We start from the raw sequence: 13228 nt of genomic DNA on the forward strand, positions 1-13228 counted from the left end.
GCAGATGGTTGGAGAGAGGCTTCCCCTTAACAGCTTGCAAATCAATATCGTTAGATGATAGAACGGTCTTAAATTAACAGTAGCCGTCAAATTACCCGGTCGTAAAAACCTGTATTTCAACAGGTTAATCTTCCCCGGGTGCAGCAGCCAGCTCCTTCAGGGTGCTGATACTGGCATTCAGCTCAAAACCTACCAGCAATATAAAGGAGTTAAAATAAAGGAACAGCATCAGTATCAGGATGGTGCCAATGGAGCCGTAGATCTTGTTGTAATTGGCAAAATTGTTCACAAAATAAGAGAACCCCAGCGTTACCAGTATCATCAGCACCGTGGCAAAGGTAGAGCCGGCGGTAATGAACTTCCAGCGTTTAGTTCTGGCCGGTGCAAAACGGTAAATAACCGCCAGGATGGAAAAGAACAACAGGATGATCAGCAGCCAGCGGATAACATCTATACTGGAACGGATGAATGTACTGTGAATATTCAGCAGGTTAAAAACGTAACGTAAAATGGTGCCCTGCGCAATGATCAGCACTACCGTAATTAACAGCAGCAGCACCAGCACTGCTGTTAGCTGTAAGGCCAGCAGCCTGGTGCGCCACCACTTGCGCCGCCGGAAGCCGGGCTGCTCTTTGTTAAAAGAGCGCATGATACCCATTAACCCGTTTGATGAATAAAAGAAACCCATTAGAAATGAGATAGATAACAGGCCCGTGCGGTTGGTGTACAGGAAATCATGGATCATATTCCGCACGATCATATAGGTGTTGTAGTTGGGCGTAACATCCTCCGCAAGCCGGTACAGCGTGGGTTCTATGTTCTTCATAGGAATGAACGGCACCAGCGTGAACAGGAAAATGAAAAAGGGTGGAATAGCCAGCAGGAAGTTGAAGGAAATAGCCGCCGCACGATCGCCCAGGCTTTTGCTCCTGGTTTCTTTCAGAAAAAACTTCAGCACATCATACAGCGGCAAACCCTGGAAGCCGGGCAGCACCAGCCTTTGGCTAATGCCTACCAGCTTGCGGTAAAGCCTTGTATTGCGTAACAGTTTTTTGAGATTGAGCATACTCGAAATGCGTTTAGTATCCCGCCTTGTTCAGCGCTGCCTGGTATTTATGTGCATTTGCCAAATGTTCCTGGTAGGTGGCTGCAAAGGCATGGTAACCGGAAAAATCAGACCGCGCGCAGAAATAGATGTAATCTGTTTCCGGCGTGTTCAGCACCGCATCCAGCGTTTTCACAGAGGGTGTGCAAATAGGGCCCGGTGGTAAGCCGCCATAACGGTAAGTGTTATACGGAGAATCGAACTGGGTATGTCCTTCGCGGATGCGCTTCAGCCCAAAGTCCTGCAGGGCAAATTTCACGGTAGGATCGGCCTGCAGGCGCATGCCTTTTTTATAACGGTTCAGATACACGCTGGAGATCAGCGGTTTTTCATCATTTTTGTTGGTCTCTTCCTCCACAATGGCGGCCAGTATGGTCACTTCATTCATGCTCAGGCCCAGGTTACGGGCTTTGGCCTTCCGTTCTGCATTCCAGAATTCCTCCCTTTCTTTTTCCAGCTTTTCAAAGGCGGTTTCGGCAGAGGTGTTCCAGTAATATTCATACGTATTAGGCACTATTGCGCACATTACGGTATTGGAATCCAGGCCAAACTGGCGCAGGTATACCTGGTCGTGCAGCAGCAAACGCAGGGCGGTAGAATCGGCTTCCAGGTTGTTGGAGATCTTTCTTACAAGATCATTCCGGGTGCGTAGCTTGGTAATAACCAGCTGCACCGGCGCTTGTTTGCCGGAGCGCAGCAGCTTTACGATCTCAAAATTGCTCATGCCCCACTTGATCTGGTAGCGGCCGGCTTTTACGCGGGCTGGGTAGCCCAGCCGCCGCGCTACAAAGTCAAAGCTGTTACGGCTGCTTACAATATTCTGCTCTTCCAGCCCTTCCAGTACATTAGCATAGGTGCTGCCGGTGCGTATATAAAAGTATTTTTTATCGGCAAAAGCACTGGTATTTGGGCCAAATACGCGATAGGCTATAAATACCAGCACGCCTGCAATGATTGCGCAAACAATCACTACTGCCCGCCGGATCCAGGAAGCCTTTTTTGTTTTTGTCTTTTTAGAAGCGTTGTTTCTCTTAGTAGTTGCCATAGTGGTTTTACATAAAAAAACCTCGCGTTTTAACGGCGAGGTCTGGAAATGGATGTATAAACAAACGTTTATTTTTTGTTAGGAGCCGGTTGCTGCTGCGGCGTAGCAGGCAAGGTAGCCGGCGGTGCAGTAGGCTGTGGTACAGGACGGCCTGCATTCTGTTCCATAATGGTTTTAGACTGCTGCTGTACGGCTGCGTTCTTGTCAACAAAGAAAGAAGAGGTCAGACACAGTACTGCAATGATGGCAGCCAGCACCCAAGTACCTTTTTCCAGCACATCTGTTGTTTGGCGTACGCCCATTACCTGGTTACCAAAACCACCGAAAGTGCCGGATAAACCGCCACCCTTAGGGTTTTGTATCAGTACAAAGAAACCCAGCAGCACACAAGCCAGAATGATCACAATACCAAAGAGTAATAACATAAGTATATCAGTATTTCCTGTTAATTTTTATTTGAACCGGACTGCATTTGCATTTGCTGTAATTGCAGTTCCTGGATCTTTTGCGCAAAATAAGTGCTTTTGTTGGGATTAAGCAAACTTAATTTTTGATATATCTGGATGGCCGTCTGGTACTGGCGTTGGCGCGCCCAGATCTCCGCCAGCGTCTCGGAAACAATATCCTCATTCAGGGTAATGGATTCCATGGCCATTTTCTCCACTGTTTCAGATACTTCCGGGTCCGCGTCCGTATAACTGCGGGTCAGCTGCTCATGATACCAGTCTTTATTGGCTTTTTGCGCAAAACCCTGTTTCATTTCCCGCAGCCAGTCGGTAAAGCTGCGCATTTCTGCGGCGCCTTTTTCATTGAGATCATCTGCCTGCTCAGGCTCTTTCAGCTTTTTATAGGCAAAATAATCATCGGTATATAACGGCTGGAAGGTGAGCGTGGTTTCTGTTTCCTCCTGTCTTTCAAAAGGAAAGATCTTCAGCGGCTCTTCTTCAGGTGAGGCTGGCGTGTGAGCTGCGGCTACAGGAGCCGGCTCATTTTCAGCGGCAGCTGCGGCATATGTTTCAGGTGGAGCTGCTTCCGGAGCGGCAGCCGGCGCCTCTGTATCGTCATTTTCAGCTAAAATATCCAGCTGCTGCTGCTCTGAGGTTGCCCACAGGGCATCTGATGGTTTGGTGGGCGGTGCCTCAATCTCGTCCTCCTCTTCTGCCCACTCTTCTTCCACTACGGTATCGGGCGTCGAAGCGGTATCCAGCTCTACCGGTTTACCCCATTCATCTACCACCGATTCAAATTCCGATGGGGCAGGGGCGGCTGTACCTGCGGCCGGTTCTTCGGCCCACTCATCCACCACGGTTTCAATTTCATTGGCTACGCCGGGTGTAATGCCGGTACCGGCCACTATTTCAGAAGGTACTGCAGTCGTTTCATCTACCGGTATAATTGCCGGAGATTCCACTTCCGGCAGCTCCAGGTTGGCCAGGGGCATTGGATCTGACGGTGTATAGGTAGTAGGCGTAAACGCCGAATCTATCAGGGACGTAACCGGTGGCGTAATACTTTTTTCCAGCTCACCCGTTACAAACTGAAAAAAGTAGTGCGGGTTATTGCTGTATAGCTGTGCCTTTTTAATAGCAGGTGCATGCAGGTTCAGGTACCGGTCGTAACTTTTCTGCGCCAGCAACAGGCGGGCGGCGGTAAAATACGGGTAGTCCGTCACCATCTGCTCCAATGCAGCTTCAGACACCTGCGGCAGTGACGGTTCCTGGAAAATATGCTGAATGATCCTGTTTGCGGTCATATTGCTGCTAATATATGAATATTATTTATATCTGTATCCTACCAGTTTGCAAAAGCCCTGTTAAAGATGGCGTCCGTGATCTGCGGTATGATGGTTTCATCCAACAAGCGGTTTTCCACCTGGCTTGGCAGCTGATCTGCCTGGAAGTCGGCTGATTGTGAAAAAGGTTGTGTCCAGCCTTTTTTGTCGCCTACCCGTTTAATAAACACCACGTTAATGGTTACGGTTAAGCGGGAGGTGGCAGCCTTATCCACATTGGTTACTGCGGCATTGGAGAAGTTATAACCGGTAATAGTGGCTTTAAATTCATAGTCCGCATTATCCTCATTGATCTGCGTTAACTTGGTTTGGGCCTGGATCTTGTTGCGTATTTTTTCCGATACCCGCTGACTCAGGGTTGGGTTGTTAATGGGCGCCCTGTTCTCCACAAAACGCACATTTACGGTTTTTGCTCCCTGGTCTATACTGGCCCCGGAGGTGGAATATTTTACGGAGCATCCGCCCAAAACTAACAGGACTACGGCGGTTAAACTCACTTTCAATAATCTGATCATCTCTCTATAAGAATGTAATGATTTAATGGATGGTGTTCACAAAGGTAATCAATCACCAATGTTATACTCTTTCAGTTTACGGTATAAGGTCCGTTCTGAAATGCCCAGGTCCAGGGCCGCATCTTTTCTTTTTCCTTTATGTTTTTTAAGCGCTTTTACGATCAGCTCTTTTTCCTTATCGGCAATGGAAAGGGTTTCCTCTACTTCCTCATGATGGTCTATATCATGATCCTGCAAGATAATACGCGAGGGCGCCGGCAGCACATTATTATTATTATTTTCTGCGGGTGCAAAATTATGCAGCACATGCTCATGATTATTTTCCTGGTAAGCTGCTGCATGCGCTATGTTTGGATTTTGCAGGATGTCAAAGAACATTTTCTTCAGTTCAGTAACATCTTTTTTCATGTCAAAGAACAGTTTGTAAAGAATGTCCCTTTCACTTGCAAAATCGCTGCTGCCTTGCTGTGGCAATGCCAGCATAGGCAGGCGCGAGGTTTGGGGCACTTCCGGTAAAAAGCGCCGCAGCTCCTGCGCATTCACCAGCTTATCATTCGCCAGCACAGAGATCTGTTCTGCCATGTTCTTCAGCTCACGCACATTCCCGCGCCAGGGATAATTAACCAGCATATTACGCGCCTCATCATCCAGCTGAATGGATGGTGTTTTATACCGCTCTGAAAAATCTACGCTGAACTTGCGGAACAGCAGGGGAATATCTTCCTTACGGTCACGCAGGGAGGGTACGCGGATGGGCACTGTATTTAAACGGTAATAAAGGTCCTCGCGGAACTTGCCGTGCTGTGTTTGTTCCAGCAGATCGCGGTTAGTGGCGGCTATTACACGTACATCTGTTTTCTGTACCTTAGAAGAACCTACGCGGATGAACTCACCGGTTACCAGCTCCCGCAGCAGGCGTGCCTGGGTGCCCAGCGGCAATTCGCCAATTTCATCCAGGAAAATAGTGCCCCCGTTCACAGTTTCCAAATATCCTTTACGGCTGTCTACTGCGCCGGTGAAAGAGCCTATAGCGTGGCCAACCAGTTCCGAATCAATAGTGCCTTCAGGGATAGCGCCGCAGTTCACCGCTATAAACGGGTTATGCTTACGTGCGCTTAATGCATGGATGATGGTAGAAAATACTTCCTTACCCACACCGCTTTCCCCAAAGATCATCACTGTGAGGTCGGTGTTGGCCACTTGTGCCGCCACCTGCAGGGCATAGTTCAGTGCAGGTGAATTTCCAATAATGCCAAATCTGTTCTTTATCGACTGTATTTCCATAGCATCTGCCTCCGGCTTAATGTTTTTTATATCAACAGGTATGGGCTATACTACCTTGCCTATTAAGGTAGCGGCGGTACAATCTACCACCTTTACCTGCACATACTGTCCTTTTTCGTAATTGCCCCTGGGGAAAACGATCACCTTGTTCTGATCATTTCTTCCAAAGAGGTCGTTTTCTGAACGTTTGGAAGTGCCTTCTACCAGCACCTTAAACGTTTTTCCCAGGTCTTTTTGCATGCTTTCCAGGGCTTGCCTGCGGTGCAGCTCCACCACCTGGGCCAGCCGGCGTTTTTTCACATCTTCCGGCACATCATCCTGGTAACGCCGGGCGGCCAGGGTACCCGGGCGCTCTGAGTAAAAGAACATGTAGGCCAGGTCATACTTGGCAAACTCCATCATGCTCATGGTGTCCTGGTGGTCCTCTTCCGTTTCTGTACAGAACCCGGTGATAATGTCGGTTGAAAGGCCGCAGTCCGGCAGTATTTCACGGATGCGCGTTACTTTTTTCATGTACCATTCCCGGGTATAGGTGCGGTTCATGAGCTGCAGCACACGGGTGCTGCCGCTTTGCACGGGCAGGTGAATATAATTGCAGATGTTCTCGTACTTAGCCATGGTGTGCAGCACCTCATCCGTAATATCTTTAGGATGGGAGGTGCTGAAACGTACGCGCAGCAAGGGATTGATCTGCGCTACCTTTTCCAGCAGGCTGGCAAAGGTAATGGTCTCTTCCTGCGCGCTTTCCGGTGAAACGCCCACCCAGTAATAGGAATCTACGTTCTGTCCCAGCAGGGTTACCTCACGGTAGCCATTGTTGAACAGGGCCGCTGCTTCCTGGATAACGGAATAGGGATCACGGCAGCGATCCCAGCCACGGGTAAAGGGCACCAAGCAAGAAGTGCACATATTATTACAGCCCCGCATGATGGATACAAAGGCGGTTACGCCATTGCTGTCCAGCCTTATAGGGTTAATGTCTGCATAGGTTTCTTCCCGGCTCAAAAGCACATTCACTGCTTTCTGGCCGGTTTCTGCTTCTTCTACCAGCGCCGGCAGGGTACGATAGGCATCCGGGCCCACTACCAGGTCCACCAGCTTTTCTTCTTCCAGCAGCTTGGCTTTCAGGCGTTCGGCCATACAGCCTAATACGCCTACCAGCATACCGGGATTGCTCTGCTTTAACTTGCGGAATTCCTGCAGGCGCTTACGCACGGTTTGTTCCGCCTTCTCGCGGATAGAGCAGGTATTGAGCAGTATCAGATCGGCTTCCTCATAGTTACGGGTAGCTCCAAAACCTTCCTGGTTCATAATGGAAGCCACGATCTCACTATCGTTAAAGTTCATCTGGCAACCATAACTTTCTATGTAGAATTTCTTATGATACGTTTGGTCAACAGCCGGTTGCGGGGCGAAGGCTTCACCCTGGCGGCTCTCATCATGCACTTTTGTAACCTGTTCCAGCATCATTCTGTCAGAAAATTTTAGAATAGCAAAAGTAATAAATTAAATGGAAAAATGACAGAATGGCAGCAGCAGAAAGGTTATGTTGTGGTTATATATGTTCGAGGATGAATTTGGGGTCTATTTTACTCCATTACTTCTATTTTAGATTGTTCTTTTTGCAGGCCTTTACTTTTGCCCCAGGCATACCCGCCACCCGCGCTAATAATAGCTGTGGATACAATTTCCAATATGCGTAAAGCAATTTCTTCCTTGTCTAAATTAATGCAATAAATCAGCACACCTGCTACTATCAGGAAGATGATAATGAAAAATGCGATCAGGATAGCCCGATTTTTAAAATCGTGCTTTGGGGCTGCTTTTATATACTCTCCCTGTTGTTTAAGGCTTTCTTTAGAGAGCTCATAACTATGCTGCAGCTCCAGCTGTTTAAGTGAGTTCTCCTGGTGCCGGAGCCGTAATTCTTCTTTTTGAAGTTCAATAAAATCCCGAACGGATTGTTCGGTTAAAGAAGCACTTTTGCTATTTGGTTGCGGAATTGGGTTTTGAGGCATAAGATGTACCTGGTCTTAATTTTACCCGTACATATCCTCCTATTTCACGACTACCCAGCTTTGCGGGAACAAAACGTGCAGATAGTATAGATGATCTGTTCCTTTCAAATAGCCGGACAAAAGCCTTAGAGGATAAAAGTAATTCCTCCTGTATCTTGAATGGGCTTGATTTAAATGTGAACATACTCATGGATTTACGGCTAAAATATCATTAATATGTGGAAGATTTTGTTAACGGCCTATAGATTTTATCTATGTACCGGGGCAACAAACATCGGGCGCCTACCCCGTTCTGTAAATCAGTAAGAGAGAGGAGCGGGAAACGAGGCTCGAACTCGCCACCTACGGCTTGGGAAGCCGTCGCTCTACCAAATGAGCTATTCCCGCTTATCGGTTTATCCAAAGAATAAACCGGGTGTCAAATGTAAAGATTATTTTGAAACGCTGGCTACTTTCTTCATCACCCAGCTGTCTTTTACCGGCAGCAGCCACTTTTCTTCCAGCTCCTGTTTGGTAAGCACTGTATTATTCAGGTACAGGGTGTTCTCATCAATAAAGCCTTTTTCAAAAGCATAAGGCAATTGCGCCATGGGCAATAATTGCAGCTGATCTTTCACCACAAAGCCCAGCAGCAGCCGGTCAAACAGGTTCACTTCATACTGGCGTTCCAGGCTTTTGATAACCCGTACAGAGCTATCGGTACTGCAGCCGCTTACTCCAGTGGCATTTTCATCGGCCATGAGCACGATCACCTGGTTAAAGACCAGTTGTCCAAAACCCTTTACCGGCGTGCCATGCGATTGCCATTGTGTAGCAAACTGGTGTAGCTGTTCATTAATTTCAAGGGCTTCCCTTTCATTGAACGGGCGGTTGCTCTGGTATATCCATACGCGGGAGTCGGGTGCAAAATCCGCGGGTAATAATTGTTTTATTGCTGCTATCGTCATAATACTGCAAAGCTACGATATTCGCATTAATCGCCCAGCTGTTTGGCCACTATCTCGGCAATGTCCAGCACCTGTACGCTGTCTTCTTTGCCCTGCTCTTTTACGCCATCCGTAAGCATGGTCATACAAAAGGGGCAGTTGGAGGCAATTACAGTAGCGCCTGTATCCACGGCTTCGCGGCCACGTTCAAAGTTCACGCGGGTAGTGCCTTTTTCTTCTTCCTTGAACATTTGCGCACCGCCGGCGCCGCAACAGAGTCCTTTGCTGCGGCAGCGTTTCATTTCTACCAGCTCGGCATCCAGCGCTTCCAGCACTTTGCGCGGCGCTTCGTAAATGTTATTGGCCCGGCCCAGGTAGCAGGAGTCGTGGTAGGTGATACGGCGGCCTTTGAAGGTGCCGCCTTCCGTCATTTTTATTTTGCCTTCGTCTATTAACTGTTGTAAAAAGGAGGTGTGGTGCAGCACTTCATAGTTACCGCCCAGCTCCGGGTATTCATTTTTGAAAATGTTGAAGCAGTGCGGACAGGCCGTAACAATTTTCTTCACGCCATAACCATTCAGCACCTGGATATTGTTCTGCGCCATCATCTGGAATATGAACTCATTACCTGCCCTGCGGGCCGGATCGCCGGTACAGCTTTCTTCCTTACCCAGGATGGCAAAGCGGATGCCTGCTTTATCCAGGATGGTTGCAAAAGCTTTGGTGATCTTTTGTGCCCGCTGATCAAAGCTGCCCGCGCATCCCACCCAAAAGAGCACTTCCGGTGTTTCGCCGCTGGCGGCGTATTCGGCCATTGTTTTAATAGTCATCTTTTGTTTATTTGAAGTGATCCTGTTCGTTTAATTATCCCTGCATTTCTACAGCCCATTTATCCCGGTCGTCCGGCGAGAACTTCCACGGCGCCATATTATTTTCAATATTGCCGAACATCATGTTCCATTCTGCCGGTGCGCTGGATTCCTCCATCACCAAATGGCGGCGCAGCTGTAAAATAATATGCAGCGGGTTAATGCTTACCGGGCATTCCTGCACACAGGCGTTACAGGTAGTGCAGGCGCGCAGCTCCTCTTCAGAAATATAATCGCGCAGCAGGGCTTTGCCATCTTCCTGGAAAGTACCTTGTTTGTTAAGCACGCGGCCAATTTCTTCTGCCCGGTCGCGGGTATCCATCATGATCTTACGGGGCGAGAGCTTTTTGCCGGTAATATTAGCGGGGCAGGCAGCGGTACAACGACCGCATGCTGTGCAGCTATAGGCTTCCAGCAGGTTTTTCCAGGTAAGATCCTGCACGTCTTTGGCGCCAAACTTAGGAATACCTTCTGCCGGCGGCTCGCTGGCAGCCAGCTCCGGCTGCAGCATCAGCTGTACTTCTTTTTGTACTGCAGGCATGTTCTCCATTTTACCCTTAGGCCGCAGATCGGCGTAGTAGGCGTTGGGAAATGCCAGGATGATATGTAAATGTTTTGAAAAAGGCAGGTAGTTCAGAAAGGCCAGTACGCCCAAAATATGCAGCCACCAGCAACCGCGTTCCAGCGCCATTAAGCTGCTGTCAGACAGGCCGTTCAATAAAGGCGTGAGCAGGCCGCTGATCCAGAAATTGCCGGTAGCAATATAGTGCTCTGAGCCACGGCTTTGCAGCACCTGGTCAGCGGTGTTCATGGTAAGGAATAATACCATCAGCACTATTTCCGTGATCAGGATATAATTGGCATCGGAGCGGGGCCACCCGTCCAGGTCATGACCAATAAAACGTTGCAGTTTCAGGATATTACGGCGTATTAAAAAGATAGCGCAGCCGCTGAGCACCAGCACAGCCAGGATCTCAAAACAGCCTATCAGCACCGGGTATAAGCTGCCTAAGGGTGATGCAAACAGGCGGTGCGTACCTATTGCCCCGTCCAGGATGATCTCCAGGATCTCTGCATTAATAATAATAAAGCCCGCATATACGAAAAAGTGCAGTACAGCTACCAGCGGGTTGCGGAACATTTTCTTTTGTCCAAAGGCCAGTAATAATACATTACGCCAGCGTTCCCCGGGGTTATCATTTAAAGCTACATCTCGCCCCAGCAGTATATTGCGCCTGATCTCCCGCACTTTACGGGCAAACAGGTATACGGCTGCTGCTAATACTATTACAAATAAAAGCTGCTGTACTAAATGCATATTCCAGATTTGACTTTCTAATTTACGGTTTATTGGCAATGTAAGTAATTTTTTGATAGTCGATGGTCCATGGTCGATGGTCCATAGCATTGATCATTTCGCGGTACTTCATGATTTGCCGGCTGCCTAAGCACGTAAGGCCTGCCTTGCTCTAAATGCCATGGACTATAGACCATCGACCATGGACCCCAATTTTTATTACTTTTGCACTCATCAAAGCATCCATATGGCAACAAAAAATGTGATCCTTACACAGGACATTATTCAAAAAAAACTGGAACGTATTGCTTATGAAATATATGAGCACAACAACACAGAGCCGGAAGTGATACTGGTAGGTATATGGGACCGGGGCATGATACTGGCGCAAAAAATAGCCGGGATCCTGCAAAAGATCGCGCCGTTTAAGATAAAGCTGATAGAGCTGCGCCTGGATAAGCAACATCCGCTGGAGGTGAAGCTGTCTGAAAATATAGACCTGAACGATAAGGTAATTATATTAATAGATGATGTGGCCAACTCCGGCCGCACCATGTTATATGCCCTGAAACCTTTTCTGCAATACCTGCCGCGTAAGATCCAGACCGCGGTGCTTGTAGACCGTAAGCATAAGTCTTACCCCTTAACCGTGGATTTTACCGGTTATTTACTTTCCACCAGCCTGCAGGAAATGATTATGGTGGATGTGGAAGGCGAGGAGATCCTTTCTGCGTACCTGGTTTAAGGTAAAAGCAAAAAGCAAAAAGCATAAAGCCAATGCAGCGAACCGCGAACATAGCTTTATGCTTTTTGCTTTTACCTTTCGGCTATCAGCTTATTTCAGCTTCATATCCTTTATAATCTTCTGTACCCGCTCATCCAGCTGGGTATTCACCTGGTCAAAGTCTTTAGCCGCTGCTAACGGCTGCTGCACACTAAAGTAGAACTTGATCTTAGGCTCCGTACCGGAAGGGCGTGCAGAGATCTTGCTGCCATCTTCCAGTATAAACTGCAGTACGTTAGACTTAGGCAGGTTAATAGCCTCTGTGGCGCCGGTTTTCAGGTCTTTGACCTGCTGCAGCTGGTAATCGTACAGCTTCACCACCGGTGAGCCGTTGATGGTAGCCGGCGGTGCATCCCGGTAGCTGCGCATCATTTCGGCAATTTCATCAGCGCCTTTCATACCTTTTTTGGTGATGGAGATCAGCTGCTCTTTATAGAAACCGTATTTCACGTAAATGTCTATCAGCTGCTCATACAGGGAGCGGCCTTCATTACGGGCGTAGGCGGCCATTTCGCAGATCATGGCTACAGATGCAATGGCATCCTTGTCACGCACGTTGTCACCTATCATATATCCGTAAGACTCTTCCCCGCCGCAAATGAATTTTTCCTTGCCTTCTTTTTCGCGGATCATGTCGGCAATCCACTTAAAGCCGGTCAGTACATTGTAGCAGCGTACTCCGTTCTTAGCGGCAAATACATCTATCAGGTCAGAGGTTACCACGGTTTTACCCACAAAGTCAGTAGGCCCGCTCAGGCCTTTCTTTTTGCGGCCTTCAATAATATAGTTGAACAGCAGCACGGCAGTTTGGTTACCGTTCAGCAGTATCCATTCTCCTTTCAGGTCTTTTACGGCAATGCCTACACGATCCGCGTCAGGATCCGTACCTAATAAGATAGCTGCATCCAGCTCCTTGGCTTTTTTAAGGCCCATGCTCATGGCTTCCGCCTCTTCCGGGTTAGGATATACCACGGTAGGGAAGTTACCATCCGGCGTAGCCTGCTCCTGTACCACCTGTACATTGGTAAAGCCAAAACGCTTCAGTATTTCAGGCACCAGGGTTATACCGGTACCGTGAATGGGCGTGTACACGATCTTCATATCATGCTGGGCCGCTATAATGTCCGGGTTAATAGACAGGCCTTTGAGCATTTGCAGGTAGGCTTCGTCCACGTCCTTACCAATAGCGGTAATATTGGCTTCGCCGCCGCTCCACTTCACTTCATCTATACTGGCTATTTTCTCTACTTCTGCAATTACATTTTTATCGTGCGGGGGCACCAGCTGGCCGCCATCGTCCCAATAGGCTTTATAACCATTATATTCCTTGGGGTTGTGGGAGGCGGTGAGCACTATGCCGCCCTGGCATTTCAGGTGGCGGATGGTGAAAGACAGCTCCGGGGTAGGTCGCAGGCTCTCAAACAGGAACACTTTGATGCCGTTGGCTGCCATTACATTAGCCGTTACTTCCGCAAAAAAGCGGCTGTTGTTACGGCTGTCATGGGCAATGGCTATTTTGATCTCACCTTTTACAGCTTTTTTCAGGTAGTTGGCAAACCCCTGGGTAGCCATACCTACGGTATATTTATTCAT

General features: G+C 48.4%; 13 protein-coding genes and 1 tRNA gene. 1 reads left to right on the forward strand and 13 read right to left on the reverse strand.

All coding sequences use genetic code 11. From position 1 onward, the window contains the following. Positions 1-124: 124 nt before the first annotated feature. From KVT36_RS10930 to KVT36_RS10985, 12 genes are all read right to left on the reverse strand, one after another. Positions 125-1066 (reverse strand): YihY/virulence factor BrkB family protein, encoded by a 942-nt coding sequence (locus KVT36_RS10930; protein WP_217603532.1) that lies wholly within the window; start codon positions 1064-1066, stop codon positions 125-127. A gap of 13 nt (positions 1067-1079) precedes the next feature. Further along, entirely contained in the window at positions 1080-2150 is a 1071-nt protein-coding gene (mltG, locus tag KVT36_RS10935; RefSeq protein ID WP_217603533.1) for an endolytic transglycosylase MltG, read from the reverse strand. Between the two features lie 68 nt (positions 2151-2218). Further along, the gene (gene secG, locus KVT36_RS10940; protein WP_217603534.1) at positions 2219-2575 is read right to left on the reverse strand and encodes a preprotein translocase subunit SecG; all 357 of its coding nucleotides are present in this window, start codon (positions 2573-2575) and stop codon (positions 2219-2221) included. Between the two features lie 20 nt (positions 2576-2595). Further along, positions 2596-3903: a hypothetical protein gene (locus KVT36_RS10945; protein ID WP_217603535.1), complete on the reverse strand. Its 1308-nt coding sequence runs from the start codon at positions 3901-3903 to the stop codon at positions 2596-2598. Between the two features lie 38 nt (positions 3904-3941). Then, complete coding sequence (gene lptE, locus KVT36_RS10950) at positions 3942-4457, reverse strand: LPS assembly lipoprotein LptE (protein ID WP_217603536.1); 516 nt, start codon at positions 4455-4457, stop codon at positions 3942-3944. 48 nt (positions 4458-4505) lie between these two features. Further along, positions 4506-5741, reverse strand: a complete 1236-nt coding sequence (locus KVT36_RS10955; protein WP_217603537.1) for a sigma-54-dependent Fis family transcriptional regulator — start codon at positions 5739-5741, stop codon at positions 4506-4508. A gap of 45 nt (positions 5742-5786) precedes the next feature. Next, the gene (gene miaB, locus KVT36_RS10960) at positions 5787-7211 is read right to left on the reverse strand and encodes a tRNA (N6-isopentenyl adenosine(37)-C2)-methylthiotransferase MiaB (protein ID WP_254639948.1); all 1425 of its coding nucleotides are present in this window, start codon (positions 7209-7211) and stop codon (positions 5787-5789) included. A 119-nt stretch (positions 7212-7330) separates the two neighbouring features. Next, on the reverse strand, positions 7331-7759 hold the full coding sequence (locus tag KVT36_RS10965; RefSeq protein ID WP_217603538.1) for a hypothetical protein: 429 nt from the start codon (positions 7757-7759) through the stop codon (positions 7331-7333). A 314-nt stretch (positions 7760-8073) separates the two neighbouring features. Beyond that, positions 8074-8146 (reverse strand) — tRNA-Gly (locus KVT36_RS10970). 44 nt (positions 8147-8190) lie between these two features. Next, entirely contained in the window at positions 8191-8706 is a 516-nt protein-coding gene (locus KVT36_RS10975; protein WP_217603539.1) for a hypothetical protein, read from the reverse strand. A gap of 26 nt (positions 8707-8732) precedes the next feature. Continuing rightward, positions 8733-9515 carry a (Fe-S)-binding protein gene (locus KVT36_RS10980; RefSeq protein ID WP_217603540.1) on the reverse strand — a complete coding sequence of 261 codons (783 nt, stop codon included), beginning with the start codon at positions 9513-9515 and terminating at the stop codon, positions 8733-8735. Positions 9516-9549: 34 nt separating this feature from the next. Next, positions 9550-10872 (reverse strand): (Fe-S)-binding protein, encoded by a 1323-nt coding sequence (locus tag KVT36_RS10985; RefSeq protein WP_217603541.1) that lies wholly within the window; start codon positions 10870-10872, stop codon positions 9550-9552. A gap of 226 nt (positions 10873-11098) precedes the next feature. Here KVT36_RS10985 and KVT36_RS10990 point away from each other — a divergent pair, with 226 nt between their 5' ends. Continuing rightward, positions 11099-11596 (forward strand): phosphoribosyltransferase family protein, encoded by a 498-nt coding sequence (locus KVT36_RS10990; protein WP_217603542.1) that lies wholly within the window; start codon positions 11099-11101, stop codon positions 11594-11596. A 90-nt stretch (positions 11597-11686) separates the two neighbouring features. Here KVT36_RS10990 and KVT36_RS10995 read toward each other — a convergent pair. Beyond that, positions 11687-13228 (reverse strand): phospho-sugar mutase (locus KVT36_RS10995; RefSeq protein WP_254639949.1); only part of this gene is annotated, 1542 nt, incomplete at its 5' end.

Origin of the sequence: Chitinophaga sp. GbtcB8 (assembly GCF_019091455.1) — a bacterium.
GTDB lineage: Bacteria > Bacteroidota > Bacteroidia > Chitinophagales > Chitinophagaceae > Chitinophaga.